Source organism: Comamonas sp. HJ-2, from assembly GCF_053615495.1.
The window spans coordinates 1-21,953 of sequence record NZ_JBSIFD010000042.1 but is presented as its reverse complement, the minus strand read 5'-3'; the positions used below and the strand labels follow the sequence as shown (position 1 = coordinate 21,953).

Sequence of the window (21,953 nt, the reverse complement as noted above, 5' to 3'; positions counted from 1 at the left end):
CTTTAAAAACAAATGCGTCTTATTCAATAAGCGGTGTAAAAAAACACCACCCAATAGAGAGAGGTCACAGGTAGATAAAGCTGCGCTTGCAACTCCTGCAAAAGCGGTTGCCCAGCAGCATGCGATCGAGCTGCGCGCCCGCTTTGGTGCCGATTTCGCAGCCCAGGGCACTGGCGCTCATTGCGGTCAGGACCGCGCTGGCAATGCCTGTGAGTGCAATACCTGGCAAGGCAATGCTGCCGCTTTGCAGCACTTGCAAGGCTTTGAGCGAGGCTTTGAAGGCGCCGGCAGCGCCCACAGCGATGCCGATGGCACCAAAGATTTTGAGGCCCGTGGCCCGAGGGACCACGTCGCGGCTTTGGCAGTAGGGGCAGAAAGGGGGGAAGTCCATCAATAGCTCCAGACGAGGGTGTAGATGCAAAAAAGCCCGAGCGGTGGCTCAGGCCAGCATGGCTGGTAACAGGCCTAGTAGGTAGGCCAAGCTAGTGATATGTGGCTGAAAAAAAATAGAGTTCAGCTGCTGCGGGTATCTCAGTACTGTCCGAAGCAGTCCGATCTGGTTCGGTTCAATCAGAAATCTAATGGTAGATTGGATGGTAGATATATCGAGATTGAAAACAAAAAAGCCCCTGAAAACAGGGGCTTATGAGTATTCTTGGCGGAGGCTGTGAGAAAAAAACTCACAGCCAAAAAACCTTTTTATTTCAACAACTTGCTGATTTCTTGCTGCGGGAGATTGTCATATTCGACTGTCATAGTCTAGCTGAAAAAATGGGCCATGTTTGTGCCTCTTTGCAGGTGGAGAGTTCGAGTGCGTGACGCTGTCGTGGCCCCAAAGGAGCCTAGAAAGTGGAGCTGTCCCCCGCCGCTTCAAAGGTGGAGGCCGAGACTGGGGAGACTCACCTCTCCCCCTTTATCTGGACGCCCAAAGGTCCCCAAGTACCGACAACAAGGGGTGGGCCTCGAAAATTTCCACTAGGATGCCGAGCTAAAGAATTCTTACGCTTTGCCCCTATAGGGGCAGGTTTTTGCACCCTTTACCCAGCATAAAAACGCATGACTGCCCTTTACAAGCTACTCGACACCTACCGCAACGCAGCCGTCACGGAGCGTGAAAAAGGCACCTACTTTGAAGAGCTGATGGTGTGCTACCTGCGCAACGAGGCCACCTACAAAGACCTCTACAGCGACGTGTGGACATATGCCGATTGGGCCGAGTCACAGGGCTTGCCCAAGAACGATGCGGGCATTGACTTGGTGGCAAAGACCGCCGACACAGGCGAATTTCACGCCATCCAGTGCAAGCTATACGCCCCCACTTACCGCCTGCAGAAAAGCGACATTGACAGCTTTTTTACGGCATCGGGCAAAAAGATATTTTCACGCCGCATCATTGTCAGCACCACCAACAACTGGAGCGACAACGCCGAAAACGCGCTGATTGACCAGCAGCCCCCGGTCAACAAGATTGACCTGCATGACCTAGAAAACAGCCAGATTGACTGGGCCAAATATCAGCCTAATCAAGCCCCTGTCCTGAAACCAAAAAAGGAATTGCGAAAGCATCAACAAGCTGCATTGAATGAAACTCTCGCGAGGTTCAAACAGGTAAACCGTGGCAAGCTCATCATGGCCTGCGGTACTGGCAAAACCTTCACCAGCCTGAAGATTGCCGAGGCTTATGCGGGCGCTGGCAAGCGCGTGCTGTTCTTGGTGCCCAGCTTGTCGCTGCTGTCACAGACCCTGACCGAATGGACGCAGGAGAGTGCCACACCGCTGCACAGCTTTGCCGTGTGCTCTGACAGCGACGTAGGCAAGCACCGCAAAAAAGATGATGATGTGGTGCAAACCTTCACTCATGAGCTGCGCTACCCCGCCACCACCGACCCCGCACGCCTGGCGCTGGAGATGGGTAAGCGCCACGACGCAGCCCATATGAGCGTGGTTTTCAGCACCTACCATTCCATTGACACCATCAGCAAGGCCCAGAAGGAAAACGGCCTGCCAGCGTTTGACCTCATCATTTGCGATGAGGCCCACCGCACCACCGGCGCAACCTTTGATGGCGATGATGAAAGCAACTTCGTCAAAGTTCACGCCCCTGACTTCATCCAAGCAGGCAAGCGCCTCTACATGACGGCCACGCCGCGCATCTACGGCAACAATGCAAAAGCCAAGGCAGAGAGCGATAGCGTGGTGCTGTGCTCTATGGATGATGAAAACCTCTATGGCCCTGAGCTATACGTCATCACGTTTTCAGAGGCAGTGCGCTTGGGCCTTCTATGTGACTACAAGGTCATTGTGCTTTCGGTGGAGGAAAGCCATGTCAACCGACGAATCCAAGAGCTGCTGCGCAGTGATGACAATGAATTGCGCGTAGACGATGCCGCCAAAATCATTGGCTGCTGGAAGGCGCTTGCCAAGCAAGAGCTGACACCTGATTTGGTGGGGGACACCGACCCCATGAAGCGTGCTGTGGCCTTCTGCCAAGTCATTGAAACCAACAAGGGCGCGAAGACGCACAAAGTCAGCTCCAAGAACATCGCCAGCATGTTCCAAGCGGTGGTGGAGGCTTACCAAGAAAGCGAAGACCTTCTGGATGAAGAACAGCAGCAAAGCCCCGCCTACACCCTGCAATGCGAAGCTGACCACGTAGACGGCGGCATGAATGCCAGCGCCAAAGAAGGCAAGCTGGCGTGGCTCAAAGATGAGCCACCAGAAAACACCTGTCGTATCTTGAGCAACGTGCGCTGCCTGAGCGAAGGCGTAGACGTGCCCGCTTTAGATGCCGTGCTGTTCCTCACCCCCCGCAATTCACAGGTTGACGTGGTGCAGTCGGTGGGCCGCGTCATGCGCAACGCACCCGGCAAAAAGCGTGGCTATGTGGTGTTGCCTGTGGTCATTCCTGCAGGCGTAGAGCCTCACGAAGCCCTCAACGACAACAAGACCTACAAAGTCGTGTGGGAGGTGTTGCAAGCGCTGCGCTCTCACGACGACAAGTTTGACGCGATGGTCAACAAGCTGGACTTGGTGGGCAACGACCGCTCCAAAATTGAAATCATTGCCGTCAGCGACAAAATCCAGCAAAAAGCCAAGCGCAGCAAGGACGGTATCGCCAGCAATGGCGGTATTTCCAACAAAAAAGCAGGGCGTGGCGGCAGCACCATTGGCCGCAAAGAAAGCAACGGCCCCAGCCAAGAAGACCTGCAAGGCGAATTGCAGTTTGAAGTGGGCGAAATTGAAAAAGCCATCTATGCCAAGCTGGTGCAAAAAGTGGGCAACCGCCACCACTGGGAAGACTGGGCAAACGACATTGCCAAGATTGCCAACACCCACATTGACAACATCCAAGCCATCTTGGACAACCCTGTCAACACCAAAGAAAAAGACGCTTTCAACGCCTTTGCCAATGAGCTGCGCGACGACCTGAACGGCAGCATCAGCGATGGCGAGATTGTGGAAATGCTGGCGCAGCACCTCATCACCAAGCCGGTGTTTGATGCACTGTTTAGTGACTACGACTTTGCACACCAAAACCCCATGTCCAAAGCCATGCAAGGCGTCTTAGACGCGCTGCACCAGCACCACTTGGACAAGGAAGCCACCACGCTGCAAAAGTTCTATGACAGCGTGAAGATGCGTGCTGAGGGCATCGAAAGCGCCACCGGCAAGCAAAAGATTGTGGTGGAGCTATACGACAAATTCTTCCGCAATGCCTTCCCCAAGATGACCGAGCGGCTGGGCATCGTCTACACCCCCGTCGAAGTGGTGGACTTCATCTTGCACAGTGTCAACCACCTGCTGCAAAAAGAGTTCAACCAGACGCTGGGCAGCAAGGGCTTGCACATCATTGACCCATTCACGGGCACCGGCACCTTCATCACCCGTTTGCTGCAATCTGGGCTGATTAGCAATGAAGAGCTGGCCCACAAGTACAAGCAAGAGCTGCACGCCAATGAACTGGTGCTGCTGGCGTACTACATTGCCGCCATCAATATCGAGGCAACTTATCACAGCTTGATAGGCGGCAAATACGTGCCGTTTGAAGGAATCTGCCTGACCGATACCTTCCAAATGTATGAAAAGGAAGACTTGGTAGACGCCCTCATGGTGGACAACAGTGCCCGCCGCAAGCGCCAAAAGCAGCTGGATATTCGGGTCATTGTGGGCAACCCGCCGTATTCGGCAGGGCAGACCAGCGCCAACGACAACAATGCCAACATCAACTACCCCCAGTTGGATGAGCGCATCCGTTCAACCTATGCTGCAGGGTCTAGCGCCACCAACAAAAATGCACTCTACGACAGCTACATCCGCGCTATTCGTTGGGCATCTGACCGCATTGGCAATGCTGGGGTGATTGGTTTTGTGACCAATGCGGGGTTCTTGGAAGCCAACACCGCAGACGGCCTGCGCAAATGCTTGGCAGATGAGTTTTCTAGCATTTATGTGTTTCACCTACGCGGGAATGCACGCACTGCGGGTGAGCTTCGCCGCAAGGAAAAAGACAACGTGTTTGGCATGGGCAGCCGCGCCCCTATTGCTATTTCTCTGCTGGTCAAGAATTCAAACGCTGCGCAGCATGGCGGCATTTATTTTCACGACATTGGCGACTACCTCAGCCGCGAAGAAAAACTAGAGAAAATTGAAACCTTCGCCAGTGTGGCAGGCATTACAGACTGGCAACCCATTACCCCTGACAACCATGGCGACTGGCTCAAGCAGCGCGATGACCGCTTTAGTGAGTTCATGGTACTGGGTGACAAGAAGACGGGCGGCGCGAAGCTGTTTGCCAATTATTCGAATGGAATCAAAACAAACAGTGATGCTTGGAGTTATAACTTTTCAAAAGCCAATTTATCGGAAGTAATGAATAAATTGGTCGACCACTACAATAAAGATGTAGCAAGTTATATAGCCTCAGGTAAAAAAGGCTCCATAGAAGCGCATCTTAATTACAATCCTGAAGTAATTAATTGGCACAGCGGTTTAGTACCTAAGGCAGCAAGTGGACGGCTTGGAACTTTCGAGAAAAATAAAATTTTTCCGAGTATGTATCGGCCATTTACACGGGAATGGTTGTATTACTGCTCTATGTTCAATCAACGTGTTGCGCAAATGCCGCGCATTTTCCCAGCGCCTGGGGTGGAGAATTTGGTAATTCAAACAACAGGGGTTGGCTCCAAAACATTCAGCCTGACTATCAGCAACGCACTGCCTGACCTGAACTCCATGGAAGCTGGTGCGCAATGCTTCCCCCTCTACCTCTACGATGAGGAAGCCCAAGCCCAAGCCCAAGCGCAGGCCAGCACCACCGCAGATATGTTTGCTGCGCCCGCCGCCCAAGCTGACCAGCCCAAGCGCCGCGATGCCATCACCGATGAAGGGCTAAAACACTTCCAAGATGCCTATCCCGCTGAAGTCATCAGCAAAGAAGACCTGTTTTACTACGTCTACGGCCTGCTGCACTCACCTGACTACCGCGAACGCTATGCCGACAACCTCAGCAAAGAACTGCCACGCATTCCCCGCGTCAAAACCGCTACGAACTTCTGGGCTTTCAGCAAAGCAGGACGCGACTTGGCGCACTGGCACCTGAACTACGAAACCGTAACGCCATACCCGCTGACGATAGATGCCAAGGGCGTGCAGTCCGATGCGGATTACCGCGTGGAAAAAATGAAGTTCGCCAAAAAAGGCGATAAGTCCACAGTTATCTACAACGGTAAGATTACCCTGCGCAACATCCCGCTGGAGGCTTGGGACTACGTAGTCAACGGCAAAGCCGCACTGGACTGGGTGATGGAGCGCCAGAGCGTCAAAGTCGACAAGGCCAGTGGCATCGTCAACGACGCCAACGACTGGGCCATCGAAACCATGGGCAACCCCAGGTACCCCTTAGAGCTATTCCAGCGCGTGGTGACTGTGAGCCTTGAAACTCAAAAGATAGTGGCTGCGCTGCCGAAGCTGGATATCTAAAAAGATAAACCCCACAGTCTGACGCTTGGCGGCTGTGGGGGTTGGCCTCTCAGTGTGAAATGGGGGCTAGAAATGCCCCCGCACGGGCTGATGCCCATGGCGCACGAGGCCACTGGCCAATTTTTAAGACCGTGGCTTTAGAGTCATGTCAGCACGGCATCTGCGTGATTGGAGCGCGTCAGGCGTATGGCGTGCTCATCTGCCTGAGTCATTTCCACCCTGTTTTTCACCATTGGTGAAAAACAGGGCGGCTTGGTTGATTTCCAAAACTGAGTAGATTGGCTCTTGCTGCCTATTTGCAGCGCATTGGTACCGCTCTCCTAGCAGCGTTTAAATTCAGGTTGCTATAAGGTTCAATTGCACACCAGTTATCGATTTGGTGGGCAGCTGTTCAGGAGGAGAGGGCTCAATACCCCGCGGCCTGAACTGATTTGAGCGTTCAAGCGGGTGACATGGAACGCAACCTGGGCGAAGGATAGAGGGTGTCGGGTGCAGGTATAGCTGCATATAGTCTGTCCTCCTGCTGCATCTATACGGTGACTGCGGGGCTGAGAGCAAGTTTTTCTTGTCTCCAGCTAAAGCGAACCTCTGCACGGCATGGGTATGGGGGGCTTTTGCTGAGGTATGCACCAAGAAACCACATAGGTAAAAAATAATCTCTATAGGGAATAAAGAGAGAAATATTCTCTTTCCCTTAGAGTTTTTCGTGTGCGTGTGCGTGTGCGTGTGCGTGTGCGTGTGCGTGTGCGTGTGCGAGGGCGAGGGCGAGGGCGAGGGCGAGGGCGAGGGCGAGGGCGAGGGCGAGGGCGAGGGCGAGGGCGAGGGCGAGGGCCTTCCAGCGACGGTAGGCACAGCAAGTTCGGTTGAGTTCACAAGCTTCAGGTAATCCTGGGGCTTTTTTTCGCCTAGCGGCGGTTTGAAAGCGAGGAAGACCAAAGAACGGAGCTGTTCCAGTCGGTTGTAGAAAGCGTGGGTGAGACGGAGCTGTTTTTTAAGCTCTAGGAGCGGTTTCGAAGAGTGAGCTATGGGGATGCCTTCCTCTAAAGACGAACGTATGTGTTTGGACGGAAAAAAACCCCTAGCTGGGGATATCGGAGCGGTGGACGAGATGGAATTAAGAATCTGGCCGCTAAGAAGGGGCAAAGTTGAAGGGGCTCTTCTAGATTGGCGGAGGTGGCACGAAAGTGCTCCTGGCCATTGTTATCCGTCTTGGACGGAGTTTCAGGAGCAGTTGCCTCATCCATACAAGTGAGCACTGGTGCTTTGTAGACGAGGGCATCCTTAGCAGATGTTTTTTATACAAAGTAAAGAAAATTTCAGCTATCAAATCAATAGTAAAAAAATCAATATTTCTGTCTATTTTTTAATCAATTTCTTGCACTGAAAGTATTGTGTGTAAGAAAATTAAATTAAATCAATGATTTAAGTGATTTTTTTGTTAATTCTTAGTTTTAAGAGTTGTCTGTAATTTCTTTGAAATTCTCGTGTTGTAAAAAAGATACGTCACATGAGGCGTGTATTTTTGGCTATTACCATTCGAATCCACCAAACGCAAATTTGCAATTTTTTTAAGGGATGTAAATATGGTTGATTTCAACGAAAATAAATTTGAATCTAAAGGAGATATCGCAGATGTAAAGAATAATTTTATTAAATTAGATGAAAAAAATGTGCAAATTTCCGACGAAGTCTTGAGCAAGCATTGCCAGAAAATTCTTCAATTAATGGAGTCTGGTATTTCTGGAGCTCAGATAATTGATTTGGTAGATTTTAAATTGGAAGAAATTGATAAAAAAACAGATAGTAGTCAGGGAATATTTTTGGCGACTCATCCTGATATGGTAGATGAAATTGAAAACTTATTTAATGGGGAGATATCTTTTTTAAATAAATATTCAAAAATAAAATCTAAATATCAAGTTGTTTTTAATTTAAAATCTCATAACGGATTTACTTTGGAAATGAATTCTGGAATATTTGAGTCAATCAAAAATCATGAGGTTGTAAAATATCTAAAATATGGATATTTGAATATTCCTTTTATTGTGAAGGCAGGAAATTTTATTAAAATATATTATATGAGGTTGAGGGGGCATCATATTAATGAAATTGCTGATGCTAAATTTGAGCAATCTAGCTTGCTAAATATTAAACCGCATAAAACCATATCATTTTTAGGTAAAATTGAAAACGAAAATTACATTTATTCTCGGACACGTTTTGATTTAATAGAAGTATCTAATGATATTATTGAGAAATTACGTTCTCGGGTTCCTAAAAGACATTGAGAGCTTCATACCAAAGACTGCCACTAATGGCGTTTTGGGATGGGGTAAGTCGGGCGGTTAGAGGCTGATAGACCAGTTCTATATCCGCCGCCTGGCTCTCAGAGAGTGAGTTATTGTCGTAAGCCTCTGAGCAGGTGCGTACGATAGCCTTGAGGGACTCAGGTGCCGTGCCTACTATGACCACTCTAAATAGGTGAAGCTCAGGCGCTATCTCGGCCATTTGTTGGAGAGAGCTGGAAGGTAAATGGGTCGTGCAAAAGTGCAGAATTTTTTCCCTCTCTGCCCGATTCTTCCATGCATTTTCGACCTCGACCCAGAGCAGTCCGTACTCGGTTGCGACAAGACCGTCTGGGACTTTCCCACACACGCGTTGCAGTGGTGCATGGCCCGATTGAATTTCGTGCTCTGTCCAAACTTGAAGACCGAGATTGATTTGTTCGATGAGATACCAGTTGCCGCATGCTCTATGTATGGGATTGCCGAGCAGTAGGCTAGCTCCGCTGGATGCCTTTATGCCCGTTTGTTCATGGAGAATGCGCGTGCCCGTTGCGGAGAGTGTGAAACAGTCCAAACCTTCGACAAGCGGCCGTTTTAGTATCCACTTGCTATTGAGCATACCTGCTAGCGTGCGGCGGGCCATAGCTTGGCTTTGAGCGGACGTCGGCCACACCAGTGCTGCAACCATAGGGGCCGTGAGCCAACCAAAACGAGATAGGAATTGGAGGATTGCCAGCTTGTTTTGCTGACTCTTGAGTTTTTTGTCTTGTGCCATGAGGCCTCTCCTTGTGCTGCAGCACAAGACCACCCTTGTGCCATCCCTATGTGTATGGAGCGCACAAAAGACACTCATGTGCTGCCCTGTCGGCAGCACAAGCCTGCCGGCTGCTTACCTCGGCTGGACGCCGAGCCGCAGCCTGTGCGCTAGGGCGCACCACGGCTCTGAATACCGCGCCATCCCCCACCGCTACGCGGCGGGGCAACCCCTTCTCACACGGTCTTGCACCGCACATGTCCCTCGCGGGACATATGCAGCACAAGCCCTCTCGCGGCAAGGCTGAACGCCTTGGTCTTCGACTGCGAAGAGGTTGCCCCGCCGCTTTGCTCTGGGGACGGCGGGGCTATGCCCCCACCAGCCTAACCCTCGTGGGCTCGGGCACGCGCTTGGACCGCGCTTACGACTGGCGGCTCCCCCAGCCTGCTTTGTCCCACTGGGGTGGGAGCTGCAGCAGGGGCCACGGGCTGGACGCCCTAGCCCCAACGACTACTTCGTAGTGTTGGCTCCCCACATGCATATCAGCTCATTTTTTTTAACCACGACTTGAAATCAAGAGGTAGTTCAATTTTTGAGAAATCCATAGTTTCTATGCATTTCAAAATATTGGCAGGAGGATAACCATATCCATAATCAGATGCAGAGCCTTGGCTTTTAAAGATGCTGTCGTTTTTATCTACATCTTTAAAGCTTCTACCCATATATTGTTGAGATATACCAGCTGGCCAAACATTGTTAATTGTATTGGCTGCCCGAATCTTATCTTCTAAAAGATGTCTGAAGCTATGGTTTCCAAAGCCTTCACCAAATTTCAACTTGAATTTAATGAATCTGAGAAAGGCTTGTTCAAAGGCTCTACCAATTTTTGGATTTTTAGAATTCTCTTCTGGGATGCTTGAGGGGAATAAGAAAAAAGAACTTTTATTATATTCTATGAATTCCATGAATCCTAACATCAATAATTTAGGATGAATAGGAATTATTCGCTGCGTGCTTTTGGTTTTATTTGAAATTTCTAAGTTATATTTTTTAAAGTTGATATCATTAAAAATTTCATTACTTGCTCTAGTGTCAAAGCAGGGGATGCCATCATATTCCTTGATATTAAATTTATGAAGCTGACACGCCTCTGTGACACGAAAACCGTGAAAAAGAAGAATCAAAGGTATCCAATATCTAGCACCTTTATCTTCAGATAAACCACCTCTGAATAGACTTTTGTTATTATACCAATCAGAATTAAATATACAGTTTATTTGCTCATCATTTAATGGTTTGTTTGGCCTTTTGTGAAGTTCTTCTTCTTTTTTTGAAATCTGAGGTAGAACTTGAAGGCTATCCATTGGATTCTTTCCTAACGAAGCATGAGTGACGCAATTAGAGAAGAATTTCTTTAGCGTATTTCTTCCATGCCGATTAACTCTGTCGTTAGACCAATTATCTGTATCCAGTTTGTATTGAAAGAAGGTATATATGTCTTTGGATGTGATTATTTCTATATCTTTGTCTTTAAGATATTCTTTTAATGAATTAATGGTATTTAATTCTGTGCCTAATGTTTTTTTATGCAGATTTTTTTCTTGATGATTTTTGTAATCATCAATTGCATTTTGCCAGCTGTAACTAATTTTCTCTAATGAATTTATTGATGAGAAATCTGGTGGGATGTAGTTTTCAATTAATTCAATTTCCTCGCCTCTGATTATTTTTAGAATCTGTTGTTGTAACCTAAATTCTTTCTTTGCAAAAGACAATACGTAAGTATTCAACTGAGGGTCAGAGTAATCGATTGCGTATCCGCAACTGTTGGCCCAGTCCAGTGCTTCCTCAGTACAGCTGCGCCAAGAAAGGGCACTTGGTCCCCTTAGGGCAACTTGGGAAAAATTAGCAATCGCCTGCTCTGCATGTGTTTGTTGTTCTGCAATGTCTTCATTGTCACAGCCGTTGCTGCGCTCGTAGCCGTCGGTGTAGGCCCAGCTTTGGGCGCGAGCGGCGAGAAGTTGAGAAATCAGATTGCTGTCGAGTGCCTTAGGCAGTGGCTGCGTAAGACTAGGCAAGTCAGCTAGCGTGGGCAGCGTACGCACTGCCTTTAGTTGCTGAATGCGTAAGTCCCAGTTTTTACGAACAGTTGGTAGTAGCTGTTGGACTAGCTTTTCAGCTTGTTTGACGTCGCGAGTACCTAAGCTTTTACGGTAAGGGGGGACCTTGGGGTCAAGCTGCTTAAGCTCTTTAGGTGGCTCTACTCGAATAGACCAGACCGACGAGTTGGTCTGCAGGTAGAGGTAGCGAGGATTCTTCGACTTTGGCATGTACAAATTGTTGCAGGTGTGTGAGCGTCATACTCGAATGTCATACACCGCATGCTTGGAACCCTTGTTTTCATTGGGTTTCCAGCAAAATCAACAACTTGTAGAAAAGATGGCGGAGGCTGTGAGATTCGAACTCACGGAAGGATCACTCCTTCGGCAGTTTTCAAGACTGCTGGTTTAAACCACTCACCCAAACCTCCGGATGGCAGGATTCTACACAAGGATTGTGCGTCGTTCAGCATTGCATGCATTTTGCTTTGTCTATGAAAACCATAGCGTATGGAGCCTGCTGTATCGCGACTGGCGTTCACTTTTCGCAATTGCGTTTGCCATGATCGTTTGCTGCGCGCGATATAGGCCGCCGTGAATGAACGCAGGGCTCAAAGCTCAAGGCTCGGCATGGGGCAAAACAAAACGCCCCTAAGGGCGTTTTGTTGCAGCCTCGGGCGGGATGCCCGAGAGATTGCGCAGGATCAGCTGCGCAGTGCGATGGCCTGAGCTGCTGCCAGAGCGGTCATGTTGACCACGCGGCGCACGGTGGAGGAGGGGGTCAGCACGTGGGCGGAGGCCGAGCAGCCCATCAGGATGGGGCCGATGGTAGTGCCATGGCCGCCCGTGGTCTTGAGCACGTTGAACAGGATGTTCGCGGCGTCGAGGTTGGGGCAGATCAGCACGTTGGCTGCGCCGGTCAGCGAGGACTCCAGCAGGGAGTGGCTGCGCACATTGGCGTCCAGGGCCGCATCGCCATGCATTTCGCCATCGCATTCGATGCCGGGGTTGGCGGCAGCGAACAGGTCGCGTGCAGCGCGCATCTTGCGGGCCGAGCCGCGTGTGGACGAACCGTAGTTGCTGTGCGAGAGGAAGGCAACCTTGGGTGGCAGGCCGAAGCGGGCCACTTCGTCGGCAGCCATCTTGGCGATCTCTGCCAGTTCTTCGGCGCTGGGAGCGTCGTTGATGTAGGTATCGGCCACGAACAGCGTGCCCGATTCCAGCATGACGGCGTTCACCGTTGCGAACTCGTTGGCGCCCTTCTTCAGGCCCAGCACGTCTTCCAGATGGGCCAGGTGGCTGTCGAAACGGCCCACCAGGCCGCACAGCATGGCGTCGGCATCACCCAGGTGCACCATCAGGGCGGCGATCAGGGTGTTGGAGCGGCGCACGGCGGCCTTGGCGGCTTCGGGAGTGACGCCGTTGCGGCCCATCAGCTTGTGATAGGTTTCCCAGTACTGGCGGAAGCGGGGGTCGTCTTCGGGGTTGCAGATTTCCACGTCCTTGCCCAGCTGCATGCGCAGGCCGGCCTTGGCAATGCGGGCTTCGATGACGGCGGGGCGACCGATCAGGATGGGCTTGGCCAGGCCGTCGTCCACGGCAACCTGCACGGCACGCAGCACGCGCTCGTCTTCACCTTCGGCATAGGCCACGCGCTGCAGATTGGCCTTGGCGGCTGCAAACACGGGGCGCATGAACATGCTGGTCTGGTAGACGAAGCGGGTCAGGCTTTCGCGGTAGGCGGCGATGTCTTCGATGGGGCGGGTGGCGACACCGGATTCGGCGGCAGCCTGGGCCACGGCGGGAGCGATGCGCAGGATCAGGCGCGTATCGAAGGGCGTGGGGATCAGGTAGTCGGGGCCGAAGGTCAGCTCCTTGCCCTGGTAGGCGGCGGCGACTTCGTCGCTGACGTCCTGCTTGGCCAGCGCGGCGATTTCACGCACGCAGGCCAGCTTCATGGCTTCGGTGATCTTGGTGGCGCCGCAGTCCAGCGCGCCACGGAAGATGTAGGGGAAGCACAGGACGTTGTTGACCTGGTTGGGATAGTCGGAGCGGCCGGTGGCCACGATGCAGTCCGGACGGATGGCCTTGGCCAGTTCGGGGCGGATTTCGGGCTCGGGGTTGGCCAGGGCCAGGATGATTGGCTTGTCGGCCATGGTCTTGACCATGTCGGCAGTCAGCACGCCAGGAGCCGAGCAGCCCAGGAACACGTCGGCGCCGTCGACCACGTCGGCCAGGGTACGGGCTTCGGTGTTCTGAGCGTAGCGCTGCTTGGAGGCGTCCAGACCACCGGGGCGGCCTTCGTAGATCACGCCCTTGGAGTCCACCATGTAGACATTGGAGCGCTTGATGCCCAGGCCCACCATCACGTCGACGCAGGCAATGGCTGCCGCGCCGGCGCCGGAGACGGCCACCTTGACGGAGCCGATGTCCTTGCCAACCAGTTCCAGGCCATTGAGCAAAGCGGCGCTGGAGATGATGGCCGTGCCGTGCTGGTCGTCATGGAACACCGGAATGTTCATGCGCTTGGACAGCTCCTGCTCGATGTAGAAGCACTCGGGAGCCTTGATGTCTTCCAGGTTGATGCCGCCCAGGGTGGGCTCCATCGAGGCAATGATGTCGATGAGCTTGTCGGGATCGCGTTCGGCCAGTTCGATGTCGAACACGTCCACGCCGGCAAACTTCTTAAACAGGCAACCCTTGCCTTCCATCACGGGCTTGGAAGCCAGCGGGCCGATATCGCCCAGACCCAGCACGGCGGTACCGTTGGTGATCACGCCGACCAGGTTGCCGCGCGAGGTGTACTCGGCCGCAGTGGAGGGGTCTGCCTCAATGTCCAGGCAGGGATAGGCCACGCCCGGCGAATAGGCCAGGGACAGGTCACGCTGGTTGGACAGGGGCTTGGTAGGAGTGACGGAAATCTTGCCTTTGACGGGGCTGCGGTGGTATTCGCGGGCCGCATCGCGCAGGGCTTGTTCGGCGGAGGACAGGTTTTGTGTCATACGAAATATTTATCAGCAAGTTGCTTCTCGGAGCTTACCGGATGGCAAGAAGCATTTTGAGTCAGGTCTGTTTTGCTTCAACTGTATCGACAACAAACCCCCTGGCGCACTGTGGGGCGGCAGGGGGCTTGGGCTGGCGGGTAAGCCAGCGTTCGCTTTGGGCTGGCGTTTAGTGAGCGTCAGCCTCACGTGCTGCGTTGATGGCAGCGCTGTTGTCTTTGGCGGCTCCGTTAAAGAAAAGATTCAATGCCACGGCGGTAATCGAGGACAGCAGGATACCGGATTCAATCAGTGGATGGATGGAATGGGGCATCCACTGACGGAAATTAGGGGCAACCAGAGGAATCATTCCCACGCCGATGGACACTGCCACGATCATGGCGTTGTTCTTGTTGTTGCGGAAATCCACGTTGGCCAGGATGCGGATGCCGGTGGAAGCCACCATGCCGAACATCACCAGGCCGGCGCCGCCCAGCACCACGGTGGGCAGGGATTCGATCAGCGCACCCATCTTGGGCAGCACGCCCAGAACGATGAGGATCACGCCACCGGCCACGCAGACCCAGCGGCTGAGCACGCCAGTCACGGCCACCAGGCCCACGTTCTGGGAGAAGCTGGTGTAGGGGAAGGTGTTGAAGATGCCGCCGATCAGGGTGCCCAGACCGTCGGTACGCAGACCGCGGGTCAGCTCGTCCTGTGTGATGTCGCGCTTGGCCATGTCGCCCAGGGCCAGGAACATGCCGGTGGACTCGATCATCACGACCACCATCACCAGACTCATGGTCAGGATCAGGATGGGGTCGAAGACGGGCATGGCGATCTGGAAGGGCAGTACCAGCGTGAACCACTCGGCCTTGGAGACCTTCTCGAAGTTCATCAGGCCCATGGCCACGGAGATCACACCGCCGATCAAGATGCCCATCAGCACCGAGATATTGGCCAGGAAGCCCTTGGCAAAGCGTGCGATCAGCAGGATGGACAGCAGCACGATGCCCGAGACCGCCGCGCCTTGCAGATCGGCGTACTTGGGGTTGGGCATGGTGGGCAGCACCGAGAAGCCCTTGGGGATGGCGGGCAGCGAGGAGCCGGGAGCGCCGGCCATGGCCTGGGCTTCGGCCAGCCACTTCAGGTGCTCGGGGTTTGGCACGGAGGGTGCGGTCGGGCCCACGGGGTTGCCGAAGATCCAGTTGATGCCCACGCGCATCAGGCTGATGCCGATGACGGCGATGATGGTGCCGGTCACGACCGGTGGGAAGAAGCGCAGCATGCGGCTGATGAGCGGCGCAATGAGGATGGAGATCACCCCCGCGCCTATCACCGAGCCAAAGATCAGGCCTGCGCCGGCATTGCCGCCAGTGCTCTGTGCCATGGACACCATGGGGGCCACGCTGGCAAAAGTCACGCCCATCATCACGGGCAGCTTGATGCCGAACCACTGGGTTGCGCCCATGGCCTGGATCAGGGTGACCAGGCCGCAGACGAACAGGTCGGCGGAGATCAGGTGCGCGACCTGCTCAGGGGGGAGGTTCAGGGCACGGCCCACGATCAGCGGCACGGCGACGGCGCCGGCATACATGACCAGAACGTGCTGCAGACCTAAGGCGGTGAGCTTGCCAAATGGCAGAACCTCATCCACGGGATGCACTTGGGATGTCATAAAAACATGTCTCCTCACTCGATATTGGCTTCAGGTTGGCATGCGATTCGCGAACGGCATGCAATCCATACAAAAAGTGTATACAGCTCATAACGCACAGCATCTAGCGGTAAACCCTGCTCAAATTTCAGTTTCTGGATGGGGTGTCAATGGTTATGTTTTCCGCGCATAACCATCTAAGGTAATTACTGATTGCTATCAAATATGTAGCTTCTGACGCTTTGTTTTTCTAGTTTTCAGAATAAAACATATTGAAACCTTTTGATATCAAGCGGTAGGTGCTTTGTTTTTAATAGCAAATCTTGTGCGATATGCAATCGGCGCGGATCTGGCTCCGGTTATGCGTGCGCAGGTTTCGGGTCTTGAAACATCTAGTGAAAGAAAGCGGGCCGCCAGGCTAGGATCGCTCGCAGGCATTAGCGTTGAGGAAGGTGCAAAAAAAGGCATCGAGCCCGGAATTGGTGCACCTCCGTGCAAAAGCGTGCATGGAGGCCCGCCAAGAGGCGCTGCGCTGCAACAGGAGTCAAAGCGGTGCAAGAACCATGCCGAAGTGGTGCGCACGCAAAAAAGGCGACCTCGAGGTCGCCTTGGAGTGGAGTTCGTCTGCGTTGCTGCAGGCAGGCTGCCGCCTTGTGCCGTCCTGGTGCCGCGCCTGAGTTTCAGTGCATTCCCGCCGCCATGGCCGAAGTCTGCACTGGACTGGTCTGACGTGACGCGAAGCTGGCCATGAGCAGCGCTGCGGCCGCAGGCAGAGCGGCAGCCCAGGCCAGCCAAGTCAGGCCCAGGCCCTGTGCAATCACGGCTCCGCCCAACCAGGCGCCCAGGGCATTGCCCAGATTGAAGGCCGCGATATTGAGGCTGGATGCCAGATTCATGCCCGCTTCGCCGGCCGATTGCAGCACGCCCATCTGCAGCGGCGCGACGGTGGCAAAGGCGGCAATGCCCAGCAGCAGCACAAAGGCAATGGCCAGGGGCGTGCTCGCAAACATCCAGCGGCCCGCGATCAGCACCAGCATCAAGGCGGCCAGCGACACCCATAGTGCGCGCTGTACGCCAAAGCGGTCGGCCAGCTTGCCGCCCGCATGGTTGCCCAGGGCCAGGCCCGCCCCGAACAGCAGCAGGGTGAAGGCGATCATGCGGTTGTCCATGCCCGTGATCTGGGTCAGCAGCGGCTCTATATAGGTATAGAGGGTGAAGACGCCGGCAAAGCCGATCACCGTCAACAGCAGGCTGCGCCACATGGCGCCATTGTGCAGCACGGCCAGCTCCTGCGTCAGGCCCTGAGGGCTGGGCATGCTGAGTGCGCGTGGCACATGGCGCAGCAGGATCAGCAGCGCGATCACACCTATGCCGCTGACGCTGGCAAAGGCCATGCGCCAGCCCCAGTGCTGGCCGATCCAGGTGCCGAAGGGAACGCCCAGCAGCGTGGCCAGGGTCAGGCCGGAAAACATCAGTGCAATGGCCGAGGCCTTCTTCTCGGGTGCCACCAGTTGCGTGGCGACGACCGCCCCCACGCCGAAGAACGTGCCGTGGGTCAGCGAGGTCAGCACGCGTGCTGCCAGCAGCCAGCCATAGCTGGGTGCCAGGGCGGCGGCGGCATTGCCGGCGATGAACAGCAGCATCAGGCTCAGCAGCAGCAGCTTGCGCGGCCAGCGGCGCGAGGCCAGCGTGAGCACGGGCGCGCCCACGGCGACGCCCACGGCATAGCCCGAGATCAACGTGCCCGCCGTGGGGATGGAGATATGAAGATCCTGACTGACCTGGGTCAGCAAGCCCATGATGATGAATTCCGTGGTGCCGATGCCGAAGGCACCGGCGGCCAGAGCAAGCAATGCTGCAGGCATGAAAACGTCCTTGTGAAAATTCCGCGAAGGGCTGAACTGTGAACCCGCGGCAGAAGGCACGCTAGCCCTTGATGCGGACATGCATTTGTTCCTGTGAGGAATAAATGGCATCTTTATGATGTGATTCATGAAGAAATCCATGGCTATGCCTTCGCTGCAGGAGCACAGCGCGGACCGCTTTGTGGAGCTGCAGACCTTTGTGCAGGTGGCCCAGCAGGGCAGCTTCTCGGCAGCGGCGCGTCTGCGCGAGGTCTCGCCCTCGGCGGTCAGCAAGATCGTGGCCAGGCTCGAAACCCGGCTGGGCGTGCAACTGCTGCGCCGCAGCACCCGGCGGCTGGAGCTGACGGCCGAGGGAGAGCAGTTGCTGGAGCAGGGCCGGCAACTGCTGGCGGACTGGCTGGCGCTGGAGTCCTCGGTCACCCGCCAGGGCCAGCCCACCGGCGTGGTGCGCATCAATGCCAGCTCGTCCACGGGCAACCGCCTGCTGGTGCCGCTGGTCGGTCCGCTGATGCGGACCTGGCCGGGCCTGCAGCTGGACCTCAGCTTTACCGATCATGTCGTGGACCTGATAGCGGCTCGCGCCGATATCGCCTTGCGCTGGGGAGAGCTGCCGTCTTCGGACATGGTGGCGCGCAAGCTGGGGCACACGCGCCAGGTGATCGTGGCTTCGCCGGACTATCTGCAGCGCTTTGGCAGACCGGCGCATCCCGATGAGCTGGCAGGCCATGTGCGCATCGGCTGGAACTACCCGCGGGCCATACCGCACTGGCCGTTTGTGGTGGCGGGCAAGGCGGTGACGGTGAGTATGGGGGAGGTGCTGCGCGTCAACGATGGCGAAGCCATGGCCAATCTGGCCAAGGCCGGGGCGGGCCTGGCGCGGCTGTCGCTCTATCACGCCTGGGAGGATCTGCATGCGGGCAGGCTGCAGGTGTTGCTGGAGGATTTCAATCCCGGAGATCTGCAGCCCATCCATGCCGTGTATGTGGGCAAGCCCGGCCAGTTGCCAGTAAGGACGCGGGCGGTGCTGGATTTTTTGGCCAGCCATGTGGACCTGAGCCATGCCGAGCAAATGCCCGCCGGCCTGCTGGTGTCGCGCACATAAAAAAAGAGCCCGGACGAATCCAGGCTCCTTGAAAAACCTCCATCCAGACAGAAGAAGGCTAGGCGTTCAAACGGTGTTTGGTGCTCAGGCAGTCAGATCCACCAGCGAGCGGGCCACCACCTTGGTGGCACGGCGCAGGTCTTCCAGCACCAGGCGCTCGTCGGAGCGCTTGGCGTGCGATTCCAGCACGGTGCGGGGACCGGCGCCGTAGATCACGCCGGGGATGCCGCGCTCGACATACAGGCGCACGTCGGTGTACAGAGGCGTGCCCACTGCAGGAGGCACTTCGCCGAAGATGGCTTCGCCATGCTTCTGGATGGCGTCGACCAGGGGCTTGTTGCCGTCCAGGGGGGTCATGGCGTTGGCCAGCAGCAGGCGCTTGATGTCCACGCGCACGGCGTCTTCGCCGGTGTAGCCGCCCTGGGTATTGAAGTCTTCGATGGCCTTGGCGATCACAGCACGGATGCTGGCTTCCACTTCCACGGGATTCTCTTCAGGAATCATGCGGCGGTCGATCTTGAGCATGACCTTGCCGGGCACCACGTTGGTGTTGGTGCCGCCGTCGATGCGGCCGACATTCAGGTAGGGGTGCTTGATGCCGGGCACTTGCGAAGTGACTTGCTTGTACTTGACGTTTTCGCCGTACAGAGCAGTCAGCAGCACGGCCGTGGCTTGCAGCGCGTCCACACCGGTGTGGGGCACGGCGGCGTGAGCCATCTTGCCCTGCACGGTGATTTCCATCTGCAGGCAGCCGTTGTGAGCGGTAACTACTTCGTAGCTGAAGCCCGCTGCAATCATCAGGTCGGGCTTGGTCAGGCCCTTTTCCAGCAGCCAGCCGGGGCCCATGATGCCGCCGAACTCTTCGTCATAGGTGTAGTGCAGCTCCACCGCGCCCTTGCTGGGCTTGGCCACGGCTTCCAGAGCACGCACGGCGAAGGTGAAGGAGGCGAAGTCGCTCTTGCTTACGGCAGCGGCGCGGCCATAGAGCTTGCCGTCTTCGATCTCGGCGCCGTAGGGGTCCTTGGTCCAGCCTTCGCCCGGAGGCACCACGTCGCCGTGGGCGTTCAGGGCGATGGTGCGGCCACCGTCACCGTAGGGGCGGCGCACGATCAGGTTGGTGATGGACTCCATGCCATAGGCCTTGACGTCGGCTTCGGGCACGACGTGCTTTTCGGCGTCGAAGCCAAAGCCCTTGATCAGCTCGGCAGTGCGTTCGGCGTGGGGTGCGTTGTTGCCGGGAGGCGTGTCCGTGGGCACTTGCACCATGGCCTGCAGAAACTTCACTTCTTCGTCGAAGTGCTCGTCAATCCATGCATCGATGGCGGCGTAGGTGGCTTGCTTGTCTTGATTCATATTGGTCATTGCTGTTCTTGAGCCAGTTGGTGGAGGAGGTGGGTGAAGGCGTCCACGGACAGTTGCATGTCGTCGGAGGTGGAGGCTTCCAGCGGGTTGTGGCTGATGCCGGCGTTCATGCCGCGCACGAACAACATGGCCTGGGGCATGATTTCGTGCAGCTTCATGGCGTCGTGACCGGCGCCGCTGGGTATGCGGAACAGGGGCACGCCCAGTGCGTCGACAGCGTTTTCCCAGCGTTTCTGCCATTCGGGAGCACTGGGCGCAGCCGCTGCCTTCATGGACAGATCGGTGGTGTAGCGCAGGCCGCGGCGTTCGGCGATCGCAGCCATCTCGGCCATGATGTCGTTGATCATGGCGTCGCGCTGCTCGTTGGTGGGCGCGCGCAGGTCCAGCGAGAACTGGCAGCGGCCGGGCACCACGTTGACCGAGCCTGAAGGCACGTTCAGCTGGCCGATGGTGGCCACGCTGTCGCCATCCTGGCCGGCGCGCTTTTCGATGTACAGCGACAGCTCGGCCACGCCGGCTGCGGCGTCGCGGCGGCGGTCCATGGGCGTGGTGCCGGCGTGGCTTGCCATGCCGATGAATTCGCAGACATAGCGGGCGCTGCCGTTGATGGAGGTGACGATGCCCAGGGGAATGTCCAGCTCGTTGAGCACGGGGCCCTGCTCGATGTGCACTTCCACAAAGCCCAGGTACCTGGCGGGGTCGCGCTCCAGCTTGGGGATATCGTCGATGCACAGGCCGGCATGCAGCATGGCTTCGCGCAGCGTGATGCCGTCGGCGTCCTTTTGCTCCAGCCATTCCTGCTTGAAGTCGCCCACCAGGGCGCCCGAGCCCAGGAAGGTGGCCTTGTAGCGCTGGCCTTCCTCTTCCGAGAAGCCCACCACTTCGATGTTGAAGGGCAGACGCTTGCCTTGCTGGGCCAGTTGCTTGACGCAGGCCATGGGCACAAAGATGCCCAGGCGGCCGTCGTACTTGCCGCCATTGCGCACGGTGTCGTAGTGGCTGCCGGTCAGCAGGGTCTTGGCGCCTTCGGTGGCAGCCTTGTAGCGGCCCACCACATTGCCAACGGCGTCGATCTCGACCTCGTCGAAGCCGATCTCGCGCATCCAGTGGCTGATGCGCTGGGCGCAGGCACGGTGGGCGTCGGTCAGATAGGTCACCGTCAGCTGGCCTTTTTCGGCGTAGCCGGGGTCGCTGTTGGTGGACAGGCGCTCCTGCCAGTCCCAGACTTCGTTGCCTTCGACGGGTTCGTAGCCGAACTTGTCGTTCAGGCGGATCTCGGCGATGCGGTGGATGTTGCGCAGTGCCTCGGCCTGTTCGTAGGCCGGATGGTTGAACATGCGGCGTTCGAAGGTCGCAATGATCTCGGCCTTGCTCAGACCCAGACCGCGCGCGCCGCGCACGGCCAGGATGAAGGGGAAGCCGAAGCGTTTGCCGTATTCGGCATTGAGCTTGCGGATGTGCTCCAGCTCTTCGGGCGTGCAGTTGGTCAGGCCAGCCTTCTTCTGCTCATTCGTCGATTCGGCGGTGAGCGTGTTGGTCTCCATCTGCTTGCCGGCCAGCTCCGGGTGAGCGCGGATCAGATCGAGCTGGGCCTGCTCGCTGGACTCGGCCAGCACCTTGGCCATGGCGTGCTTGATATGCGCCATGGACTTGAAGGGGCGCTGCTCCAGTGCCTTGGCGGCAATCCAGGGCGAGTGCTCGTACAGGCCATCGAGCAGGTCGGTGGCGGTTGCCGCATCGGCGGCATTCAGTTGTTCCAGGGTCAAAGCCATGTCGCAATCAATCCTTGCAAGGGAAACGCTCGGCCCAGTGACGAGCCAAATCAATACGGCGGCACACCCACACGTTGTCGTGCTTCTGGATGTGGTC

At 55.8% G+C, this 21,953-nt stretch carries 11 protein-coding genes and 1 tRNA gene; 3 read left to right on the top strand and 9 right to left on the bottom strand.

The window, feature by feature from the left end:
- Window positions 1-64: 64 nt before the first annotated feature.
- The gene (locus tag ACWGXF_RS23090) at window positions 65-391 is read right to left on the bottom strand and encodes a hypothetical protein (RefSeq protein WP_148748426.1); all 327 of its coding nucleotides are present in this window, start codon (window positions 389-391) and stop codon (window positions 65-67) included.
- Window positions 392-1,056: 665 nt separating this feature from the next.
- On the opposite strand from ACWGXF_RS23090, the gene ACWGXF_RS23085 reads away from it, so the two are divergent.
- Both ACWGXF_RS23085 and ACWGXF_RS23080 read left to right on the top strand, forming a co-directional pair.
- Window positions 1,057-5,979: a DEAD/DEAH box helicase gene (locus ACWGXF_RS23085; protein WP_452102542.1), complete on the top strand. Its 4,923-nt coding sequence runs from the start codon at window positions 1,057-1,059 to the stop codon at window positions 5,977-5,979.
- 1,583 nt (window positions 5,980-7,562) lie between these two features.
- Window positions 7,563-8,267, top strand: coding sequence for a hypothetical protein (locus ACWGXF_RS23080; RefSeq protein WP_452102541.1), 705 nt, complete (start codon window positions 7,563-7,565; stop codon window positions 8,265-8,267).
- Here ACWGXF_RS23080 and ACWGXF_RS23075 read toward each other — a convergent pair.
- From ACWGXF_RS23075 to ACWGXF_RS23050, 6 genes are all read right to left on the bottom strand, one after another.
- Window positions 8,254-9,039, bottom strand: a complete 786-nt coding sequence (locus tag ACWGXF_RS23075; protein ID WP_452102540.1) for a hypothetical protein — start codon at window positions 9,037-9,039, stop codon at window positions 8,254-8,256. The two genes, ACWGXF_RS23080 and ACWGXF_RS23075, sit on opposite strands and share 14 nt — an antisense overlap.
- A 521-nt stretch (window positions 9,040-9,560) precedes the next feature.
- On the bottom strand, window positions 9,561-11,348 hold the full coding sequence (locus ACWGXF_RS23070) for a hypothetical protein (protein WP_452102539.1): 1,788 nt from the start codon (window positions 11,346-11,348) through the stop codon (window positions 9,561-9,563).
- A gap of 110 nt (window positions 11,349-11,458) precedes the next feature.
- Window positions 11,459-11,548: transfer RNA gene (locus tag ACWGXF_RS23065), tRNA-Ser, on the bottom strand.
- 273 nt (window positions 11,549-11,821) lie between these two features.
- Window positions 11,822-14,119 (bottom strand): NADP-dependent malic enzyme, encoded by a 2,298-nt coding sequence (locus tag ACWGXF_RS23060; protein ID WP_012839526.1) that lies wholly within the window; start codon window positions 14,117-14,119, stop codon window positions 11,822-11,824.
- Window positions 14,120-14,288: 169 nt separating this feature from the next.
- Window positions 14,289-15,776 (bottom strand): nucleobase:cation symporter-2 family protein, encoded by a 1,488-nt coding sequence (locus ACWGXF_RS23055; protein ID WP_256631158.1) that lies wholly within the window; start codon window positions 15,774-15,776, stop codon window positions 14,289-14,291.
- Window positions 15,777-16,435: 659 nt separating this feature from the next.
- Window positions 16,436-17,620: an MFS transporter gene (locus ACWGXF_RS23050; RefSeq protein WP_452102538.1), complete on the bottom strand. Its 1,185-nt coding sequence runs from the start codon at window positions 17,618-17,620 to the stop codon at window positions 16,436-16,438.
- Between the two features lie 127 nt (window positions 17,621-17,747).
- Here ACWGXF_RS23050 and ACWGXF_RS23045 point away from each other — a divergent pair, with 127 nt between their 5' ends.
- Window positions 17,748-18,722, top strand: a complete 975-nt coding sequence (locus ACWGXF_RS23045; RefSeq protein WP_256631157.1) for a LysR family transcriptional regulator — start codon at window positions 17,748-17,750, stop codon at window positions 18,720-18,722.
- A gap of 84 nt (window positions 18,723-18,806) precedes the next feature.
- Here the strand turns inward: ACWGXF_RS23045 and ACWGXF_RS23040 are convergent, their stop codons facing one another.
- Both ACWGXF_RS23040 and uraD read right to left on the bottom strand, forming a co-directional pair.
- Complete coding sequence (locus ACWGXF_RS23040; protein ID WP_003063718.1) at window positions 18,807-20,084, bottom strand: M20 family metallopeptidase; 1,278 nt, start codon at window positions 20,082-20,084, stop codon at window positions 18,807-18,809.
- Window positions 20,081-21,856 carry a 2-oxo-4-hydroxy-4-carboxy-5-ureidoimidazoline decarboxylase gene (gene uraD / locus ACWGXF_RS23035; protein WP_452102537.1) on the bottom strand — a complete coding sequence of 592 codons (1,776 nt, stop codon included), beginning with the start codon at window positions 21,854-21,856 and terminating at the stop codon, window positions 20,081-20,083. The genes ACWGXF_RS23040 and uraD overlap by 4 nt, the downstream gene beginning before the upstream one ends.
- Window positions 21,857-21,953: the final 97 nt, after the last annotated feature.